Raw genomic sequence first — 19118 nt, 5'->3', positions numbered from 1 at the left:
TATACAGAAAGGAGGCTTTTCTTTACATGGCTTCTCAAACCATCACAGTAAATGAAAACAAGGGAATGAAACAGTTTGCCCCCATGTTAATTATCCTAATGCTAGGTTTGTTCATGGTCATTTTGAATCAAACCCTGCTTAGTGTCGCCATGCCAAGGATGATGGCAGAATTCAATGTAGCTGCGACTACGATTCAATGGTTATCAACTGGATTCATGCTCGTGAATGGAGCCTTGATCCCACTTTCCGCTTTTTTAATAGAACGGTTTGGCACGCGCATTTTATTCATGGCTGCCATGTTTCTATTCACCGTCGGGACATTCATCTGCGGCATCGCACCAAATTTCCCCGTCATCCTTACAGGCCGGCTGATTCAGGCCGCTGGCGGCGGAATCCTGCAGCCTTTGGTCATGACGATCATTCTTTTCATCTTCCCTCCGGAAATGCGCGGGAAAGGGATGGGGATCTTTGGACTTGCCATTATGTTTGCCCCTGCAATCGGCCCGACTTTATCAGGTTGGGTCATTCAGGAATATAGCTGGCGGGTCATGTTCTACGCAATGGTGCCATTAGGCATGATCGTCATGACACTCGCCTTTTTAAGTATGCGTAATGTAGCGGAACCAAGGAAAATCAAATTGGATTTGCTGGGTGCCTCTCTATCCTTGCTAGGTGTTGCATCATTACTATACGGTGTCAGTGAAGCAGGTTCCAAAAGCTGGACGGATCCAATTGTTCTGGGAACGATCATCATTGGGCTGATCCTTTTGACGCTTTTTGTTGTTCAACAGCTAAAATCGGAAACACCTATGCTCGACTTCCGTGTATTTAAGTATGACATGTTCGTATTATCCAATATCATTTCTGCAATCGTCACAGTGGCCATGTTTACCGGGATATTCTTATTGCCTATATATTTGCAGACTTTAAGAGGCTTCACACCAGTTCAATCCGGCCTGTTAATGCTACCCGGAGCCCTTGTGATGATGGTGATGTCACCCATTTCAGGAGCATTATTTGACAAAATCGGACCTCGTCCATTAGCACTAATTGGGTTGGCGATCACTGCCGTCACAACCTTCGAATTCGCTAAATTGACTACGGAAACAACCTATTCGACTTTGGTCATCATCTATGCCATCCGCGCACTTGGAATGTCTTTACTGATGATGCCGATCATGACTGCTGGGATGAATCAGCTACCTAAGCATTTGAATACACATGGTACGGCAATGAGCAATACGCTGAAACAAGTGACCGGAGCCATTGGTACGAGCTTCGTGACGACCATTTATACAACCCGTGCTTCTTTCCATGGAACTGCTTTAGGAACGGAAATGAGTACGAGTGATCCCGGTTTTGTTCAGAATTTCCAAACTATCGTTCAATCCATCATGACTTCGATGAATCAAACTAGTGAACAGGCACAGGAAACTGCCATGTCGCTGATTTCTTCTCAAATCCAGGGTCAAGCAAATGTGATGGGAATCAATGATGCATTCTTTTGGGCAACAGGCTTCGCAATTGCAGGCATCGTTCTCTCACTATTTTTGCGCGACGTTCGGAAGGATAAAGCAATGAAACAAGCTAAACAAGAACCTTTGGATGTACCTTTGCTTCCTTCGCCAGTAAAAAAATCGGTTTAATTAAATGGAGGAATTAAAATGAAGATCTATGTTGTTTACGACAGTGAAGGTAACCATACGAAAGCACTTGCCGAATCAATAGCTCAAGGAGCCGCTGCGGTTCCTGGGGCTGAGGTTCTCATTGACCATGTAAACGAGGCGGATGTTTATAAGCTTCAGGAAATGGATGCGATCATTTGGGGCTGTCCCGGTCATTTCGGAACCATCAGTTCGAGTTTGAAAACATGGATCGATAAACTTGGGTATCTTTGGGCGGAAGGTGCGCTGATCAATAAAGTGGGTGCTGTGTTCTGTACCACGGCCACCGTACATGGCGGACTCGAGGCTACCATGCTGAACTTAATCACCCCTATGCTTCATCAAGGCATGATCATTGTCGGCTTGCCCGGCACTGTCCCGGAAAATGCCTTATATGGCTCCTACTATGGAGTAGGGATAAGCTGTCCGCCCGGTGTGGATGACAATATCACCAAAAATGACTTGAAGCTTGGAGAAGCATTAGGAAAACGGGTAGCCCATGTCACCCGTTCATTCATAAACGGGCTCTAGGAGGCTTGATTCAATGGGCATAATTCTAATTATCATCGTTGCCATATTAGCGGTTACGGGCTTGATCACATTCAATATCAAAGCCTTATCACCTGAAGGTAAGCCGACTGCAGTCGAGGAAGAGAATTCGTCGGAAGAGTCCGCTATCCCGACTGCAGATGATTCCATTACCGAAATCATCTCCCCCACAGACAATGATGAATTGAAAATGAAAGATCAGGATTATCGTTTGGCTCTTTCCAAGCTTCATAAACAAAAACCAAATGATGAGCCAACTGCAGAAAAAAAGCCTGATATTCGCAAAATGAAAGACAAGGAATACCGTGGTACATTGGAGGACTTCCGACAGAATGGCGATTAAAACACCCCCCCATTAGGCTAATTTGCCATTTGGGGGTTTTGTTTTATATGCCATTGAATGGATCTTCTCCTACCTCTGCGGCCACCTTCAACTTAGTGATCGACGTGCAGTCTTTAACTTTATTTTCTGGTTGACAAATATTCACAAAGACTTTAAGCTAAGGTAATGCAACGCATACAATTTGTTAAACTCAGCTTTTGTTGAGAGACGGAATTTTAAAAGGATTTCCTTTTTTCGTTCGTCACTTGCCTTTTTGGCAGGTGGCGATTTTTATTTTTGTAGGGGTGAAAAATATGCAACTTTTGAAGTATTCCATAATGGTCTTAATCGGTTCGATTTCATATGGCACTTTATCCACCATGATGAAGTTTGGATTCATGGATGGCCATTCTTCTGGAGAACTGGTCGGCAGTCAATATCTTGTCGGTTGGCTGATTGTCTCCGTTATATTTCTCTTTTCGTTTAAATATAAAGTTTCATGGAAGAGTGCCGGATTACTTTTAATCACGGGCATGATGTCCACTTTCGTCGGAAAGGCATATGCCGTTTCCGTATCCGAGCTTCCCGCTTCGATTGCCGTAGTCTTTTTATTTCAATTTACCTGGATAGGCGTCCTTATTGAAAGCTTCTTAAATAAAAGACGCCCGGATAAAAATAAACTCATTGCCATTTTCGTTCTTTTCATCGGTACATTATTGGCAGGGGCAATCTTCGGTCAGCCTCTATCTGGCCTAAGCCTAAAAGGCGTATTGTTCGGACTATTGTCTGCATTGCTTTTTGCGCTGTATATGTACTGCAACTCTCAATTCGCTGTTGGGGAATCTTCCATGAAACGGCTGTTTTTCATTGCAACGGGTGGTATGCTGACTGCTGTATTCACAACTAACCCCGTCACACTTGTAACGAATCTTGTCCAAACGAACCTATGGTACTACGGTCTGCTGCTCGGCACATTGGGTGTTTTAGTTCCTTTCTTTTTCTTTGCTGTCAGTTTACCGAAAGTGGGGGTCGGGCTTGGAACGATTCTTTGTGCCGCGGAACTGCCTTCAGCGATGGTCGTTTCCGTCATCTTCTTGAATGAACAGGTAACGTCACTACAATGGTTCGGGATGTGCTTGATCATCGTCGGCATCGCCTTGCCTGAGGGAATAAAGCATCTGCCGCATTTCCTTCCTGGAAAAAAAACGCTGCATGAAAAAAGGATTTCATAACGTGCATGCACAAGTTCGTATCAGAATAAAAAAGAAGGCCATTCCTTTAGCGGAATGGTCTTCTTTTTTATCTTGTATCCTTAAGAATCCAATTGTTGTACTTGAAATAGGTTGTAGTAATTCCCTTGCTTTTTCATAAGTTCTTCGTGTGTTCCCATTTCCGTAATTTCCCCATTATCGATATGAATGATCCGATCGGCATGGGTGATGGTTGATAACCGATGGGCGACGATAATCGTAGTCCGGTTTTTCGCCAAAATATCCAGCGCCTCCTGGATAAAGTGTTCACTTTCCAAATCCAATGCGGAGGTGGCTTCGTCGAGAACAAGGATTGGCGGGTTTTTCAAAAATACCCTCGCAATGGCCACCCGTTGCTTTTGGCCCCCGGATAATTTAACTCCCCGCTCCCCGACTTTCGTTTCATATCCTTCTTTTAGACCCATGATGAAGTCATGGGCATTCGCCGCCTTTGCCGCTTCAAATACTTCTTCATCACTTGCATCAGGTCGTCCCATAAGGATGTTGGCCTTAACCGATTCACTAAATAAGATATTATCCTGTAGAACCATTCCTATTTTATCTCTTAGGCTGCGGACTTGATATTTACGGATATCCGTCCCATCCAATAATACCCTTCCCTCCGTCACATCATAGAAACGGGAAATCAAACTGACGATCGAGGATTTCCCGCCGCCGCTCATACCGACAAGTGCAATGGTTTCCCCTGGTTTAACATCCAAGTTTATATGTTTCAAAACGGGTGCCTCTTTCTCGTCATAAGCAAACGATACATCCTGAAAGGTTATTCGGCCATCTACATGCTTCAGCTCTTTCGCCCCTGGTTCATCATCGATATCATACTTCTCATCCACAAACTCAAAAACCCTGTCCATGGACGCCAATGTCTGGGTCATTGTCGTCGAAGAGTTAACTAAACGTCTGAGGGGATTATATAGCCGGTCAATGAAACCGACGAAAGCAACCATGGTACCCAGTGACAATTGTTCATGAATGACCTGATAACCGGCAAATCCTATCACGAGCAAGGGGGCAATATCCGTGATCGTATTCACGACAGCAAATGACTTGGCATTCCAGCTCGTATGCTTTAGGGCCTTATCGAGGAAATTCTTGTTCTGCTTCGCAAACAATTCCTGTTCCCTGTCTTCTATCGCAAAGCTTTTGATGACTGACATCCCTGAAACCCGTTCATGAAGGTGACTCTGTACATCCGCTAAGGCTTGGGACCGAATCCTTGTATACGTTCTCAGCTTGCCAAAGAAATGCTTAATCGAAAATGCGTAAAATGGAAGCATGATGATGGATACAATGGTTAATTTCACATCCATCGTAAACATGATGACTATCACTATGATGATCGTTGCGATATCGAGCCAAAGGTTCATTAAACCCGTGATGACAAAGTTCTTCGTTTGTTCCACGTCCGTGATCATCCTTGAAATGACCTCGCCCACCCTTGTATTGGAATAATATTTAAAACTCAGTTTCTGTATATGGGTAAATAAATCATTACGAATATCATATAAGATTTTCGTTCCGGTCCATTGAGCGAAATATTGTCTGTAATACTCAATCGGCGGTCTAACTGCAACAAAAATGAATATCATGATGGCCATCGCCCATATAAGGCGTTCGGACTTCACGGCTTTGGACAGATCACCGTTTCCGATGATGTCATCCACTATATACTTACTGAGTAATGGAAGCAAAAGCGGAATCGCGAACTTTAGCAATCCAATCAGTACCGTTCCGATTATCTGCCATTTATATGGTTTGACGAATTGCAAATATCTCTTAATGCTCCCCACGGAATTCCTCCTTTTCTTAATCAATAAATCCAAATGCTAAAAAAGCCCATAACGGTCATTTGGGAATCTTATATGCACTATTCAATTATATTTTCCTTTTCGGTAATTAACTATCAAAAGGATCACTTTCATAAACATTTATAGGAGGTTTAATGGTTCCTGCGTATTGAAAGAGTGAATAGATGTGTAGGTAAGATACACAATGAAAAAGCCTGCCAATTATGCAGCAGGCCTTTTCTATCATCGATAGGTTAAAAAGCGTTCATACCAACTATCAATAAACTCTGCGGAGAATGGTCCTTTTCGCTGGCGTATCATATAAATCAAATAGTCTACGTTCTGTTTCAATATTGAATCGATGGCATCCGGGTAATTCATTTCTTTCCGATGCCTTTCATATTCATCCTCATCCAGCAAATTAAACGTCATATCTGGGAATACTTTAATGTCCAGGTCATAATCAATGTATTTCAATGCTCCCGAATCGTATGTGAACGGCGAACTGATATTGCAATAATAATAAACCCCGTCCTCTCTCAACATACCAATAACATTAAACCAATACTTTGAATGAAAATAGCAAATCGCCGGCTCTCTCGTAATCCAGGTCCTTCCATCTGATTCCGTTACCATAGTACGGTCATTCGCTGCTATCACCAGATTTTGGGTCCCTTTTAAAACGGTTGTCTCTTCCCAGATACGATGGATATGTCCATTATGTTTATAGCTATGGATTTGGATTTTTCCTCCTTCGGCAGGAACAATCCCCATTTATCTCTCCCTACTTTCTATAGACACCCTGACAGCGTACTGTGCCCTATTCCGTTTGCAGTTGTTTTGTGTATTTAAAATATATACTTTTTTCCATTTACCCTATATTCCTATATTATAGCGATTTATTCATAAATTTAAAACAAAAGTGGCTAATCTCCCAGTGAAAATGTGTAAATAAGTCGAAAAAGTCTGACCATCCACCCATTTCATCTAAGAAATTAGCCGGTTATTTATCGTATGGCTGCCTGTCCTTGCTGAAAATAACGGATTACTTCTTCCGTTTGCTTTTCGAACATTTCATGGATACTTTTCAATTCCTGCTTTTTAAGTTGAATCTCTTCCTGAATGGTGACCGCTTCACTCTCCTCTTCAAGGGCAAGGAGTTGCTTCTCTATATCTTGGCATCTTTCGATTTCGGATTGTAAAAGTAAAAGCTTATCCATCGTTTTCAACTGGTTGTTTATAAGCCGGTTAAATTCCTCCATGAATGCACCTTCCTAATCTGTATTTTTTCTATAGTATGTATATTCTATTTTTATCAGCTTTCTCCTTTGACATAAAATGTAAACACGACGAAACATTTGTCGAATCCAATGAAAGGCAAAAAAAAGCACCCTTCATAAGAAGGATGCTTTTTCATCGGCAATTAGCCTTGGTTTTTGTTGCTTTGAGATTTTTGGTTTTGTTGTTTCACTTCTTGAACGTTAGTTTCAGAAGCAAACTCTGTACCGAATTGGCCTTGTGCTTGACCTTGGCCTTTTTTCTGTTGAGATTGCGCGTTTTGTTGTCTCACTTCTTGAACGTTAGTTTCAGAAGCAAATTCTGTACCGAATTGGCCTTGACCTTGTTGAGATTGCGCGTTTTGTTGTCTCACTTGTTGAACGTCAGTACCTGCTTGTGATTTATTCATGTTGTTTTTAGCCATTGATATCACCTCCACAAATAATAAGATAACCATTATCCAGGAGTGCTATCCAACAAAAATCATTTAAATTTTTCCAGTTACATTAAACAAGCAATGAAATGCCCCCATCGACTATTACGGTTTGTCCACGTATCATCCTGGCTCCATCGGAAATTAAAAACAGGATGGTATTCACCATATCTTCCACCTCGACCATCCGTCCAGCGGGAGTCTGTTCTGCCGCCTCAGCAAGCATTTCATCCCGATTCGGGAAAGACTTCAGGGCATCCGTATCGATCACACCGCCTGAAACGGCATTGACACAAATATTTTTAGCAGCCAGTTCGACCGCTAAATATCTTGTCAGGGCTTCAAGCGCAGCTTTGGAAACTCCAACAGCTGTATAATTTTTCAAATAGCGAATGGATCCTAGTGAACTGATGCTGACGATTTTCCCTCCGCCGTTCCTCTCCATTAATTTCGCCGCTTCCTGTGCGCAGAAAAGGAGGGCTTTTGTATTGATATCCATGGTCCAGTTCCAATGGGATTCCTCCAGCTCCATCAATGGGCGCTGCACGCCAGAGGCCGCATTATTGATGAAAATATCCAAACGTCCGTAATAAGCATCGATTTCCTCGAACATGCTTTTCACTTTCGCAACATCACCGACATTTGCCTTGACTACAAGGGCTTTTCGCCCCAACGCTTCAATTTCGGCTGCCACTTCTAATGCTTTCGACTTGCTCCGGGCATAATTAATAACGAGGTCGTAACCCTCCTCTGCAAGCCTTATTGCCGTGCTTCTGCCTAAACCTTTACTGCTACCTGTAACGAGTGCCACTTTTTGTTCCATTCGTTTATTCATCCTTTCTGAGTAAACACCGAGTAATAAAAATCTTTTTTAAGGAGTGTTACTGTTATGTATGTTGGACGTGATATGACTGAGTTGTCGATGATGAAAAAATCGGATTGGGAAAATAGTGAACTTGCCTATTTTCATCACTCCCTTCAACAAATGGTACCTTATTTAAACCAAGAAGGACAGAGTATCCATAGCGAAATCGTCAAAGAAGTTGAAAATAGAGGCGGACTTAACAGGCAAGAAGCCGATTATACTCATGGAACGAAAACCAGTTACGAATGATTTTATACGGATATTGCTTTGAAAATCAACAAAAGGAAGAGGATATCTTATCGGATATCCTCTCAGACTGTAGACAAACTCGATGAAAATCGAGTTTGTCTATTTTTATGGCTTGTACAATTTGGACGTTGATTTCCACTCCAGGCACTCGCTTTCCGCGGGCGGTCGGGGAGCCTCCTCGGCTTTCGCCTGCGGGGTCTCCCCTAGACGCGCTTTTCCCGCAGGAGTCTCGTACCTTCCGTTCCAATCAACTTTGTCTTACTTTTTAGATAGAACACTTTTGCCTGGGGTCATTTTTGTTTTAAAATAGAAGTATTAAAACTTGAGGTGATGAGGATGCTTTCTAAACATGATTCTATTCAGCGAGATCAACTTGAAATGATTACTTTAGATCAACTGGTGCCACTGAACCATTTGGTTCGTAAAATGGAGGCTGCCATTGACTTTACTTTCATTTATGACTTGGTGAAAGATATGTATTCAGAGGTAGGACGCCCAAGTATTGATCCAGTTATTTTAGTTAAACTGACTTTCATTCAATATACCTTCGGTATTCGTTCCATGCGTAAAACGATTGAAGAAGTTGAAACCAATATGGCTTACCGTTGGTTCTTAGGCTATGGTTTCCATGATAAAGTACCTCATTTTTCTACGTTCGGGAAAAATTATGAGCGACGCTTTAAAGATACAGACCTGTTTGAACAGATTTTCTATCGCATTTTAATGACAGCTGCTAATAAAAAGTTAATAAGTGCTGAACACGTTTTCGTGGATTCCACACATGTGAAAGCCAGTGCGAATAAACGGAAATTTGAAAAGAAAATCGTTCGTAAAGAAACACGAGCGTATCAAGGACGTCTTCAAGAAGAAATCAATCAAGATCGTGAAAACCATGGAAAAAAGCCTTTTCCACCAGATAAATTTGATAAAGAAGAGACCAAAGAGATTAAAGAAAGTACAACGGATTCTGAGAGTGGCTACTATGTGAAAGATGAACGAACAAAACAGTTTGCCTATTCATTCCACGCGGCCGCAGACCGCAACGGTTTTGTATTGGGAACGATTGTAACACCTGGAAATACACATGACAGTCAGATCTTAGAGCCACTAGTTGAACAAGTGATTGAGAAAGTTGGAAAACCGGAAGCCGTTGCCGCAGATGCAGCTTATAAAACACCAGCGATTACAAGCTACCTATTTAACAAAGAAATCATACCGGCTTTACCTTATACACGTCCTCGCACCAAGGAAGGATTTTTCCGCAAACAGGACTATGTATACGATGAATATTTTGATTGTTACCTTTGCCCTTCGGGCGAAACTTTAAAGTACTCAACAACAAATAAAGAGGGCTATCGCGAGTACAAATCGCCAAAACAAATTTGTACAACATGCTCACTTTTATCTCGGTGTACAGAAAGCAAAGACTGTCAAAAAGTGGTGACACGGCATATCTGGCAAACACATGTGGAAGAAGCAGATCATCTGCGTCATCATCAAGATGTAAAACCTATATATGCTAAACGTAAAGAAACGATTGAGCGTGTATTCGCAGATGCAAAAGAAAAGCATGGTATGCGTTGGACTACTTTAAGGGGACTTAAAAAATTGTCGATGCAGGCGATGCTTACTTTCGCTGCCATTAATTTAAAGAAGATGGCCAATTGGACATGGCGAGGTCCAAAAATAGCCTAACATAGTGGGCTCGTAGAGCCCCAATCTCTAAACTTTAGGCGAAAATTCAAAGGGAATTTCAAAAGGGGTTCGGAATTTTTTAATTCCGAACCCCTTTTGTCTACAAACTGAAAGGATATCTTATCGGATATCCTCTTTTATGCATATATCTGATTTCATTCGCTTATTCAATGTACTCTTTTTCTTTATACGCCTTCATCATTTTTTGGTGGGAGACCGGAAATGCCAACTCCTCCATCTCTGCTTCACTCACCCACTTAAGTTGCTGTTCTTTTAGCGTCTCTTCACCGATGTCCTCTTTGATCACACCGATATACGTGTCCACTTTCCAAACGAGATGAGAGAAAACATGTTCAATTCTCACAAGTGATTCAGTGATTTCCGGTTTGACGCCATACATTTCCTTAAACCGACTCTCGAAGAATTCCCTCTTATGCAAGAGGGATGTATGGTTTTCGAAATTCGGATATTCCCAAAGATTAGCTAGCAATCCTTCTGACGCTCTCTTGTGAATTAAAAATTCACCTTTTTCATTCGTTAAAACGGCGGCTACAATTGGTACATCCCTTGTTTTTTTCTTTTGGATTTTTACCGGCAATTCCGACTGAACCCCTGCTTCAAATGCTAGACAATGACTTTGAACGGGGCATAATAGGCAGGCAGGCTTACCAGGTGTGCAGATTAATGCTCCAAGTTCCATCAAGGCTTGATTGAAGGCAGAGGTATGTTCATGATCGATCAGCTTCCTGACGGCAGCTTCGAATGTTTTTCTTGTCTTTGGCTTTGCTATGTCTTCATATATCATTAATATCCTTGATAAAACACGCATGACGTTTCCATCAACGGCTGGCTCCGGCTTGCCGTATGCGATACTTAGAATCGCACCGGCAGTATATGGGCCTACACCTTTCAATTTGGAGATTTCCTCGGGATCATCCGGTACAATCCCATTGTAGGATGCCTTCACTTCCTGAACGGCACTATGCAGATTCCTTACACGCGAGTAATATCCCAGCCCTTCCCAAGCTTTCAGGACCTTCTCTTCATCTGCATTGGCAAAGTCCTCGAGTGTCGGGAACCATTCGATGAACCGGTTGAAATAAGGAATCACCGTATCCACTCTCGTTTGCTGCAGCATTATTTCAGAAACCCAAACGCGGTAAGGGTCCTTATTTTCCCTCCATGGCAATTCTCTTTGTTCTTCGAGAAACCAGGAAACCAAATCTTTTTGAAATTCATCGATTTTTATTTTTTCTATTGTCGGGATCGTTATTTCTTTCACATCAGTTCCTCCAAAGATGTTACACTCTAATCAAAATTGGGAATACCTATAGTAGGCCATTCTTTTTTTAATATCATGTTCATATCCATTTATTTGTAACGGGTCACTTGAAATAAATCAAAATTATATTCATTTGATGGTTAATATATAAATACGGTATGATGAAAGAAGACCATTTTTTCAAATTGTGGCAGGGAGGTTAGTTTTTTGGATACAGGTACTCACTTTGTCATGGGAATTGCTCTTGGAGGTCTTGCCACATTAGATCCCGTCATTGCGCAGAGCCCAGTTACTGCAAGTGCAGTCATAGCAGGTACGATATTGGGATCACAAGCCCCGGACATTGACACCGTTTTAAAATTAAGGAATAACGCTGTATATATACGTAACCACCGTGGAATCACGCATTCCATTCCCGCTGTTTTACTTTGGCCCTTGATTATCAGCGGAGCAATTTTCGCCATCATACCTGAAGCAAATTACCTTCATCTTTGGCTTTGGACCTTTTTAGCCGTATTCCTTCACGTATTCGTGGATATATTCAATGCTTATGGGACCCAGGCTCTTAGGCCGATTTCGTCAAAATGGGTAGCTTTAGGGGTCATCAATACATTCGATCCATTCATTTTTGGAATACATGTTGCAGGCCTGATATTATGGGGCTTCGGATTTCCTCCAGGCTATTTATTTCTTTCCATTTACGGGATACTCATCATTTATTACATTTCCAGGTTCAGGGAACAGGCTTTTATAAAAAAAGTGGTCAAACAGCAAATTCCTGGAGCAAGGAAAATTCTTTTATCACCGACGATGCGTTTTCACCGCTGGAAAATTGCGGTGATTACCGAAAAGAATTATTATGTGGCACGAGCCGATAATGGATATGTGAAGATTCTTGATACGTTCGATCGGGTGCCATTGCCTGAAAGTGAAATTCTCGAAGCCGCCAAGAAGGATATCAACTTGGCAGCCTTTCTGTCCTTTTCTCCGGTTTACCGATTCGAAATCGAACAGATAAAAGAATATTACGAAGTCCGTTTTATCGATCTAAGATATCGCAGCAATGGATATTACCCGTTTGTGGCAGTGGTCCATTTAGACAGCGAATTGAATATCTTGAATTCTTATACCGGCTGGATCTTTAGTGAAGCGAAGCTGCAGAAGAAATTGAATATTATTTTATAGTATATTGAAAAAGAGCTGATTCCAGGGAACTCCTCTGGAATCAGCTTTTTTAATGCAGTCGATTCTGCTGATTTAATAACTGCTGATATTTAGGGTTCTTTGCAATGAATTCGTGGAATTGCTCACCGTAGTTATCAATCCAGGTCCTTACAACGCGCGATGTCATTTCTTCACCGGCATATTCATGCCCAGCCTTTGCATAGGTCGCTTCGAAATCTTCCCATAATAATTCCACCCAAGTCAAAGCTTGCTCATACGTGATGTGTTCATTTTTCTCAAGCAGTATCTTGGTTAATCTTTCATGGTAATCATTCATTAGAACCACCTCATTGCCAATATTTTTACAGAATGAACTATACTGTCCCATACCCATACTAGTTGTAAGCGGAAACGCTTCTTTCTTAATCTGATGCTTGGAGGAGAAAAAATTTGCGAAATAAACAAAAAGGATTCCCCAACCAAAACAATAACAAATTCCAAGGCGAGCCTCGTGCAAAGGCAAGATATGCTTCAAAGCGTGCAGATGGAAGTATTAATACACACCCTCAAGAAAGAATGAAAGCTTCAAACGAGCGATCGAATTAAAAGGTACATCAGAAGGAACCGGGTACTTCCCCGGTTCCTTTTTATTTCAGCATTGAAATCGGGAGTGCTTCTTCCTTACCGCTACCGCCCAAGCGGTAACCCCAAGCGAATACGCCGTTCATATAATCAATTTTGAAATAGACACCGGGATCTCCGTCAATTTGATATATTTCACCTTTTTTGAAATCATCAGGATTTAACAAATAGGCCTTGGCCATCGTCACTTTTCGTTCCAATACTGAATATTCATTAACCATTCCCAATTGCTCTGCTTTTCTCGCTTTTTCAGTCAACGCTGCGATTTCCTGTTGCAGTTCATAGGCAGACAGCTTGCTGTATCTTACGTCGCTCATATATATGACTCCTCAAATGAAATAATTAATTTACTTATATATTAAACAAAATTTTGTGATTTGGCTATTGATGCACTTAATCACCATCAGGATTGGAAAGATAACGCTCAATCAATTCTATTGGAAAACCTTTTCGGTATAATGCCTGCTTCATTTTTTGTTCATATTCGAAGCCTTCATGGTTTTTATATCGGCGTTGCATTTTTTCGGCATGGTGGCAAAGGGAATCCCATTGTTCATCCTCATCCTTTTCCACCGTCACATCTTCAAGTGCTTCATGGATGATATCTCTTGGGAAACCTTTCCGTAACAAGGTTTGTTCAACCTTCAGCCTTAAAGCTCGTTCGGAAATGTTTTTTTCCTTTTTGACCGCTTTTCCAGCCAGATTCCTTGCATGTTCAATTTGAATGTCATAAGGGTATTCCTTCAATGCCTCGACAATCAACTTATCTTGCACCCCTTTTTCCTTAAGCTCAAGCTTAAGGGTAGTGGGCCCTTTATTCCCTCCATTCACATGGGTCCGCACGTAAGCCTTGGAAAATTCAAGGTCGTCTAAATAGTTAAAACTGTATAGTTTATGTATCGCTTCCTTAATGATCGGCTCTTCCGTTTCCTTCTTTTTTAAATAAAGGCGAATTTCCGATTCCGAGCGCATCCGGTATGATAAATAATTAAGTGCATCGGTAAATGCTTTTTGGATTTCATCATGGAATTGTATTTCGGCCAAAAGCAGGTCATCAAGTTCCATACCCTTTTTCAACTGAAATTTCAATAGTACTTCTTCGTCTACACTGAAGGCATATTTTTCGTCAACGAAGATGTTATAACGATCTTTACGTTTCTTTTGGGTTGTTATTTTTGTTATGTTTGGCATAAATCCACCCCCCACACCTACTTTACCCCTTTACGTTTATCATTTCTATATATAGCATGCCTAAAAATGAAAAAAGAACATGGGCATGTTAAAGTGAAGGAAAGACAGGGAAAGGAAGTGGTTTTCATGAAAATAGCCATTGCTGGTGGAAGCGGTTTTATCGGCACAGCCCTAATTGATGAATTATCAAAAGAAAATCATGATATATATATTTTGACCCGTCATCCCGAAAAATTTAAGAAACAGACTAATTTGACATATATCGGCTGGTTGACCGAGGAGGCAACGCCGGAAATGCACTTGGAGGGGCTCGATGTGTTCATTAACCTTGCTGGTGAATCTCTGAACAGCGGCCGTTGGACACCTGAACGAAAGCGCAGGATTGTCGAAAGCAGGATCGAGGCTTCCAAAGAGATGAACCGGATCATTTCCATACTGCCCTCCAAAGTGTCCGTCATCATTAATGCAAGTGCAATCGGATATTATGGTATTTCGGACGATGAGACCTTTACCGAAACCTCTGAATCCATTGGTGATGATTTCTTGGCCCGTACAGTTCAACTATGGGAAAAGGAAGCGGCTAAATCACGCTCTTACAGTAAAAGGTTAATCTTAACAAGATTCGGGGTGATCCTTGGAGAAAAAGACGGAGCACTGCCAATGATGGCCTTCCCCTATAAACTATTTGGCGGAGGAAAGATTGGCAAAGGGAATCAGTGGCTTTCCTGGATTCATATCCATGACGCGGTCCGTGCAATCATCTTTAGCATGAATGATGCTAGGATAGAAGGTCCAGTCAATTTTACGGCACCGAACCCCGTCCAGATGGATACATTCGGTAAAACGATAGGAACTGTCCTGCACCGGCCCCATTGGTTAACTGTCCCCCCTTTCTTCCTCAAGAAATTGTTGGGGGAAATGAGCATCCTTGTACTTGAAGGGCAAAATGTCCTTCCCACTAAACTTAAAGAAGAAGGATTCACCTTCTCCTTTCCAACCCTTAAAGAAGCCTTACAAAATATCTTAAAAGAAGATTCCCACGTATGAAAGGGTCATTTTAGGAAAAAATAGGGATATTAAGTGAATGGAGATGATCTAATTGCTCAAAAAACACGATAAAGAAAAAAGTAACTTAACTAGTACACAAGCGATTCTTTATGCTCGCGAATTTAAAAAAGCAGATCGAGCTGGTGGATATACCGAGAAGAAATCCCGTCGTTAGGTTTGGAGTTTTTTCCCTTACATTTTGAACAGCCACTCAACACAAAATAAGCTGGAGATGATTAGTGAAATTCATCTCCAGCTTATTTATATTCCAGGGGGCGATAACATGGGACGAAATAACATACACCATAATCGAGATAAGAACACACAGAAACTTCCTCAGGTTCCCAAAAACCTGAAAAGTGACGGACTTGACGTTGAATATTCTTCCGAACTGGCTGACCAGGAAGATATCGAGGCACAAGCCCGTGCAAATGCGGCTGACCGCCGTGCTCATAATCGCCGATAAGCAGAATAAACCAACCCAAGGGGCTGTAAGTTCGCCCCTTGGTCCTCTTTATTTACATAGCTTATCCACAACCCTGTGTATATTGTGGATATATTCTGAAAATACTGACAAAAAACAAGTCCATTAACTCACCTTATCAACATGAAAATAATGTTATTTCTGGATAACCCTGTGGATTATGTGGATAAAGGAGAGATTGGGCTAACCACGCTGCATTTTCGTTGTGGATAACTATTCTCTCTCCTTCATTTGTTCCACAAGGTTATTATTTATAAAATAATTTATCCAAATCTTTTTCCAGCAATTCTAAACCCTATCTTGGTATTTCATCGGCTGCTGCCCCCGGCATTTAAAGAAGGTTCCCCAAACCTTTGCCATCAACATTTTCTTCCAACTGTTTACGAAGCAAGAACTTTTGTATCTTCCCACTTGCGTTCCGAGGCAGCTCATTACAGAAGATATATCTCCTTGGACGTTTATAGTTCGCCAAACTATTACTGTTCTTACACCAAGTTTCTAAATCGCTTTCGGCAAGCATTGGGTCTTTGGCTACGATGAATGCCGTTACCGTTTCCCCCCATTGATCATCTGGCTGACCAAGTACCGCACAGTCGAGGACTCCTTGATTCTCATATAGTGTATCTTCCACTTCACGCGGATAAATATTTTCCCCTCCAGAAATAATCATGTCGTCCACACGGTCCTTGACCCACAGATATCCATCTTCATCTAGGAAACCGATGTCACCGGAATGGTACCAGCCTTTGTAAAGCGCCTTTTCGGTCTCTCTATCTTTTTGAAAGTAACCCTGCATGATACACGGACCCTTTACAAGGATTTCCCCTGTTTCCCCAGGTTCCAGCATATCCTCGGGATCTGATGGCCCATCGTCATTCGGACGGGCAATGATGATTTCATGTTCGGAACATCCCTTGCCGGCAGAACCCGCTTTCCTAATTTGATCTTCCTCCAATAGGAGAGTTATGGCCGGCCCCATTTCAGTCATTCCATAGGCCTGGATGAACTGGATGCCGAGTTTCTCCTGACAGGCACGTACAAGGGATGGAGCCATCGGGGCTGCTCCATAAAGCCCTAACTTCAAGCTCTGGAATTTATACTCCTCCAATTTTTCCTGAATGAGCATGTTCCACATCGTAGGTGCAGCAAAAAACTTGGTGACCCCCTCGGATTCAATCAGTTCCATGACCTTTTTGGGATGAAACTGATGTAATATGACATTAGCTGCACCGACCTGTACACGAGGTAAAAAAGAGCAGTGCAATTCAGCACAATGAAACATCGGTGCAGTAATCAAACCGATATCAGAGCGTTCATACTTCATGGCCTCTATTAAAATCTCGGCTTGTTTGACCATGTCTTTATGAAGGTGAATGACACCTTTGGGACGTCCGGTAGTTCCGCTCGTATACATGATGGCATAAATGTCATCTTCGTGAACTTCAACTTCATCTGGCTTTGAGGAGATACTGGCCAATTTTTGGCGGTAACCTTTGGCATACCCAGGCACATCCTCATCTATATACCAGAAGGCCGTTTCCGGAAATCGCTTTTCAACCGCGGCGACGTTCGTTTCCAATTCGCGTTCGAATAGAACGACCTTTGGAGCAGCGTCGTTCAAAATGAAGGCCAACTCTTCCGGCATTAAACGGAAGTTGATCGGATTGAAGATTGCACCGATTTTTGCACAGGCAAAGAACGCTGTTGCAAGCTCTTCATTGTTGTAAAGGTAAGTAGATACCCTGTCCCCTTTTCGCACCCCTTCCGCTTGAAGGGCCGCCGCCAACCTATTCACCTGTTCATTCCATTGGATGTACGTATAGCGGATATTTCTTCTCACGTCGTAGATAGCTTCTTTAATGGGGAATTTCTGAACCGTCTGATCAAAGATATTTTTAATCGTTACTGACAAATCATTCTCCTCCTCAAGTAACCACCATCAACAGGAAGAATTCAGCAAAGCCTGCCGATGGTCGACTTCATCCCTTTTTCAGCTTTTACTTTCGTGCGAATTACGAATATTCATAAATGGATAGTCCAGCTTCAGTCCATTCTTTCAATGATGGTGGCATTCGCCATGCCGTGGCCTTCACACATCGTTTGCAGCCCATAACGGCCGCCCGTCCTTTCTAATTCATGGATCATGGACACCATCAAACGGGCCCCGCTGCCGCCAAGAGGATGCCCCAATGCAATCGCCCCGCCATTTGGATTCAGCTTCTTTGGGTCTGCCCCCGTTTCTTTTATCCATGCAATCGGTACAGGAGCGAAAGCCTCGTTCACTTCAAAGATATCGATATCATCAATTGTAAGACCCGCTTTTTCCAAAGCTTTTTGGGTGGCGGGAATCGGTCCCGTTAGCATCAGGGTGGGATCCGACCCGACAACAACCCGTGTATGCACTTTAAAGCGCGGTTTCAATCCAAGTTCTTCTGCTTTACTGCGTTCCATCAATAATAAAGCGGCAGCACCGTCACTGATCTGACTAGAATTCCCTGCATGGATTAAACCGCCTTCTTGAAATGCCGGTTTCAATCCAGCCAGCACTTCAAGCGTAGTTCCGCCCCTTGGGCCTTGATCTTCCGTAACTTCGATTTGATTTCCTTCTTTATCAGTACCCATTACTGATATCAGTTCACGGTTAAAATGTCCTTCTTTTTGAGCACGTATTGCCTTGGCATGACTTTCAACGGAAAACCGATCACAATCTTCACGTGTTATTCCCCACTTGTCTGCGATTCTTTCAGCTGATAAACCTTGGTTGATCACCTCGTAAAGGTCCATATACTTTTGGCTTGTTACAGCACCTTGAAGATTTGACCCCATGGGAACTCGTGACATGTTTTCCACTCCACCTGCCACTACCACATCCATATCACCCGACAGGATAGCCTGGGAAGCAAAATGGACTGCCTGCTGACTTGATCCGCATTGACGGTCAATCGTCGTTCCCGGCACTTCAATCGGAAATCCGGCTATCAGTGCGGCAACCCTTGCTATATCACCGGCCTGTTCGCCCGACTGTGAAACACAACCTAAAATGACATCATCGACAATAGCAGGATCGATGCCCGCCTTTTCAATCAGCTTCTTCAATACTTCTCCTGCCAGATCATCAGGGCGAACGTCTTTCAAGACACCGTTCCTTCTGCCTACCGGCGTGCGAATTCCTTCAACGATAACCACTTCCCGCAT

At 42.4% G+C, this 19118-nt stretch carries 22 protein-coding genes; 11 read left to right on the top strand and 11 right to left on the bottom strand.

Going from position 1 to position 19118, the window contains the following annotated elements:
• Positions 1 to 41 precede the first annotated feature (41 nt).
• The 4 genes from AC0VX1_RS03645 (at position 42) to AC0VX1_RS03630 (ending at position 3767) form a co-directional block, all read left to right on the top strand.
• Positions 42 to 1646: a DHA2 family efflux MFS transporter permease subunit gene (locus tag AC0VX1_RS03645; protein WP_413023158.1), complete on the top strand. Its 1605-nt coding sequence runs from the start codon at positions 42 to 44 to the stop codon at positions 1644 to 1646.
• A gap of 18 nt (positions 1647 to 1664) precedes the next feature.
• Positions 1665 to 2195 (top strand): NAD(P)H-dependent oxidoreductase, encoded by a 531-nt coding sequence (locus AC0VX1_RS03640; protein WP_034305357.1) that lies wholly within the window; start codon positions 1665 to 1667, stop codon positions 2193 to 2195.
• Positions 2196 to 2208: 13 nt separating this feature from the next.
• Positions 2209 to 2556, top strand: a complete 348-nt coding sequence (locus AC0VX1_RS03635) for a hypothetical protein (protein ID WP_413023113.1) — start codon at positions 2209 to 2211, stop codon at positions 2554 to 2556.
• 293 nt (positions 2557 to 2849) lie between these two features.
• Positions 2850 to 3767, top strand: a complete 918-nt coding sequence (locus AC0VX1_RS03630; RefSeq protein WP_048678324.1) for an EamA family transporter — start codon at positions 2850 to 2852, stop codon at positions 3765 to 3767.
• A gap of 80 nt (positions 3768 to 3847) precedes the next feature.
• On the opposite strand, the gene AC0VX1_RS03625 is transcribed toward AC0VX1_RS03630, so the two are convergent.
• The 5 genes from AC0VX1_RS03625 to fabL all read right to left on the bottom strand — a co-directional run bounded on the left by AC0VX1_RS03625 (position 3848) and on the right by fabL (position 8127).
• Positions 3848 to 5596: an ABC transporter ATP-binding protein gene (locus tag AC0VX1_RS03625; RefSeq protein ID WP_034305364.1), complete on the bottom strand. Its 1749-nt coding sequence runs from the start codon at positions 5594 to 5596 to the stop codon at positions 3848 to 3850.
• 240 nt (positions 5597 to 5836) lie between these two features.
• Complete coding sequence (ntdP, locus tag AC0VX1_RS03620) at positions 5837 to 6367, bottom strand: nucleoside tri-diphosphate phosphatase (RefSeq protein ID WP_048685440.1); 531 nt, start codon at positions 6365 to 6367, stop codon at positions 5837 to 5839.
• Positions 6368 to 6600: 233 nt separating this feature from the next.
• Complete coding sequence (locus tag AC0VX1_RS03615) at positions 6601 to 6855, bottom strand: YgaB family protein (protein WP_048685443.1); 255 nt, start codon at positions 6853 to 6855, stop codon at positions 6601 to 6603.
• Positions 6856 to 7016: 161 nt separating this feature from the next.
• A complete protein-coding gene (locus AC0VX1_RS03610; RefSeq protein ID WP_214809348.1) occupies positions 7017 to 7295 on the bottom strand; it encodes a gamma-type small acid-soluble spore protein in 279 nt (92 codons plus the stop codon).
• An 82-nt stretch (positions 7296 to 7377) separates the two neighbouring features.
• The gene (gene fabL, locus AC0VX1_RS03605) at positions 7378 to 8127 is read right to left on the bottom strand and encodes an enoyl-[acyl-carrier-protein] reductase FabL (RefSeq protein ID WP_048685448.1); all 750 of its coding nucleotides are present in this window, start codon (positions 8125 to 8127) and stop codon (positions 7378 to 7380) included.
• 66 nt (positions 8128 to 8193) lie between these two features.
• Here fabL and AC0VX1_RS03600 point away from each other — a divergent pair, with 66 nt between their 5' ends.
• Positions 8194 to 8418, top strand: a complete 225-nt coding sequence (locus AC0VX1_RS03600; RefSeq protein ID WP_475469919.1) for a hypothetical protein — start codon at positions 8194 to 8196, stop codon at positions 8416 to 8418.
• Positions 8419 to 8754: 336 nt separating this feature from the next.
• On the top strand, positions 8755 to 10113 hold the full coding sequence (locus AC0VX1_RS03595) for an IS1182 family transposase (protein WP_475469917.1): 1359 nt from the start codon (positions 8755 to 8757) through the stop codon (positions 10111 to 10113).
• 163 nt (positions 10114 to 10276) lie between these two features.
• On the opposite strand, the gene mutY is transcribed toward AC0VX1_RS03595, so the two are convergent.
• The gene (mutY, locus tag AC0VX1_RS03590) at positions 10277 to 11395 is read right to left on the bottom strand and encodes an A/G-specific adenine glycosylase (protein ID WP_413023116.1); all 1119 of its coding nucleotides are present in this window, start codon (positions 11393 to 11395) and stop codon (positions 10277 to 10279) included.
• Positions 11396 to 11602: 207 nt separating this feature from the next.
• On the opposite strand from mutY, the gene AC0VX1_RS03585 reads away from it, so the two are divergent.
• Positions 11603 to 12580: a metal-dependent hydrolase gene (locus AC0VX1_RS03585; RefSeq protein ID WP_475469915.1), complete on the top strand. Its 978-nt coding sequence runs from the start codon at positions 11603 to 11605 to the stop codon at positions 12578 to 12580.
• A 49-nt stretch (positions 12581 to 12629) separates the two neighbouring features.
• Here the strand turns inward: AC0VX1_RS03585 and AC0VX1_RS03580 are convergent, their stop codons facing one another.
• On the bottom strand, positions 12630 to 12896 hold the full coding sequence (locus AC0VX1_RS03580; RefSeq protein WP_034305384.1) for a YfhJ family protein: 267 nt from the start codon (positions 12894 to 12896) through the stop codon (positions 12630 to 12632).
• A 113-nt stretch (positions 12897 to 13009) separates the two neighbouring features.
• Here AC0VX1_RS03580 and AC0VX1_RS03575 point away from each other — a divergent pair, with 113 nt between their 5' ends.
• Positions 13010 to 13165, top strand: a complete 156-nt coding sequence (locus AC0VX1_RS03575; protein WP_034305387.1) for a small, acid-soluble spore protein K — start codon at positions 13010 to 13012, stop codon at positions 13163 to 13165.
• Between the two features lie 41 nt (positions 13166 to 13206).
• Here the strand turns inward: AC0VX1_RS03575 and AC0VX1_RS03570 are convergent, their stop codons facing one another.
• Both AC0VX1_RS03570 and recX read right to left on the bottom strand, forming a co-directional pair.
• Positions 13207 to 13518 carry a YfhH family protein gene (locus AC0VX1_RS03570; protein ID WP_034305394.1) on the bottom strand — a complete coding sequence of 104 codons (312 nt, stop codon included), beginning with the start codon at positions 13516 to 13518 and terminating at the stop codon, positions 13207 to 13209.
• A 76-nt stretch (positions 13519 to 13594) separates the two neighbouring features.
• Positions 13595 to 14392, bottom strand: a complete 798-nt coding sequence (gene recX, locus AC0VX1_RS03565; protein WP_323602302.1) for a recombination regulator RecX — start codon at positions 14390 to 14392, stop codon at positions 13595 to 13597.
• Between the two features lie 126 nt (positions 14393 to 14518).
• Between recX and AC0VX1_RS03560 the strand changes: the two genes are divergently transcribed.
• The 3 genes from AC0VX1_RS03560 (at position 14519) to AC0VX1_RS03550 (ending at position 15905) form a co-directional block, all read left to right on the top strand.
• Positions 14519 to 15439: a TIGR01777 family oxidoreductase gene (locus AC0VX1_RS03560; protein ID WP_475471691.1), complete on the top strand. Its 921-nt coding sequence runs from the start codon at positions 14519 to 14521 to the stop codon at positions 15437 to 15439.
• Between the two features lie 52 nt (positions 15440 to 15491).
• Positions 15492 to 15614, top strand: a complete 123-nt coding sequence (locus AC0VX1_RS03555) for a YfhE family protein (RefSeq protein WP_081088510.1) — start codon at positions 15492 to 15494, stop codon at positions 15612 to 15614.
• Between the two features lie 108 nt (positions 15615 to 15722).
• Positions 15723 to 15905 carry a YfhD family protein gene (locus tag AC0VX1_RS03550; protein WP_057278714.1) on the top strand — a complete coding sequence of 61 codons (183 nt, stop codon included), beginning with the start codon at positions 15723 to 15725 and terminating at the stop codon, positions 15903 to 15905.
• A gap of 349 nt (positions 15906 to 16254) precedes the next feature.
• On the opposite strand, the gene AC0VX1_RS03545 is transcribed toward AC0VX1_RS03550, so the two are convergent.
• Both AC0VX1_RS03545 and AC0VX1_RS03540 read right to left on the bottom strand, forming a co-directional pair.
• On the bottom strand, positions 16255 to 17835 hold the full coding sequence (locus AC0VX1_RS03545) for a fatty acid--CoA ligase (protein ID WP_475469910.1): 1581 nt from the start codon (positions 17833 to 17835) through the stop codon (positions 16255 to 16257).
• Positions 17836 to 17966: 131 nt separating this feature from the next.
• Positions 17967 to 19118, bottom strand: a complete 1152-nt coding sequence (locus AC0VX1_RS03540) for a thiolase family protein (RefSeq protein ID WP_475469908.1) — start codon at positions 19116 to 19118, stop codon at positions 17967 to 17969.

The sequence above is a fragment of the Peribacillus sp. QJM3NY_7 genome (assembly GCF_056173225.1).
This window is presented reverse-complemented; position numbering and strand designations above follow the sequence as displayed.

Coding starts and splice junctions, on each gene's coding strand:
- AC0VX1_RS03615 (WP_048685443.1), bottom strand. CDS start 6,855: ATGGAGGAATTTAACCGGCTTATAAACAACCAGTTGAAAACGATGGAT.
- AC0VX1_RS03570 (WP_034305394.1), bottom strand. CDS start 13,518: ATGAGCGACGTAAGATACAGCAAGCTGTCTGCCTATGAACTGCAACAG.
- AC0VX1_RS03595 (WP_475469917.1), top strand. CDS start 8,755: ATGCTTTCTAAACATGATTCTATTCAGCGAGATCAACTTGAAATGATT.
- AC0VX1_RS03630 (WP_048678324.1), top strand. CDS start 2,850: ATGCAACTTTTGAAGTATTCCATAATGGTCTTAATCGGTTCGATTTCA.
- AC0VX1_RS03600 (WP_475469919.1), top strand. CDS start 8,194: ATGTATGTTGGACGTGATATGACTGAGTTGTCGATGATGAAAAAATCG.
- AC0VX1_RS03635 (WP_413023113.1), top strand. CDS start 2,209: ATGGGCATAATTCTAATTATCATCGTTGCCATATTAGCGGTTACGGGC.
- ntdP (WP_048685440.1), bottom strand. CDS start 6,367: ATGGGGATTGTTCCTGCCGAAGGAGGAAAAATCCAAATCCATAGCTAT.
- AC0VX1_RS03580 (WP_034305384.1), bottom strand. CDS start 12,896: ATGAATGATTACCATGAAAGATTAACCAAGATACTGCTTGAGAAAAAT.
- fabL (WP_048685448.1), bottom strand. CDS start 8,127: ATGGAACAAAAAGTGGCACTCGTTACAGGTAGCAGTAAAGGTTTAGGC.
- AC0VX1_RS03550 (WP_057278714.1), top strand. CDS start 15,723: ATGGGACGAAATAACATACACCATAATCGAGATAAGAACACACAGAAA.
- AC0VX1_RS03560 (WP_475471691.1), top strand. CDS start 14,519: ATGAAAATAGCCATTGCTGGTGGAAGCGGTTTTATCGGCACAGCCCTA.
- AC0VX1_RS03610 (WP_214809348.1), bottom strand. CDS start 7,295: ATGGCTAAAAACAACATGAATAAATCACAAGCAGGTACTGACGTTCAA.
- recX (WP_323602302.1), bottom strand. CDS start 14,392: ATGCCAAACATAACAAAAATAACAACCCAAAAGAAACGTAAAGATCGT.
- AC0VX1_RS03640 (WP_034305357.1), top strand. CDS start 1,665: ATGAAGATCTATGTTGTTTACGACAGTGAAGGTAACCATACGAAAGCA.
- AC0VX1_RS03540 (WP_475469908.1), bottom strand. CDS start 19,118: ATGCGGGAAGTGGTTATCGTTGAAGGAATTCGCACGCCGGTAGGCAGA.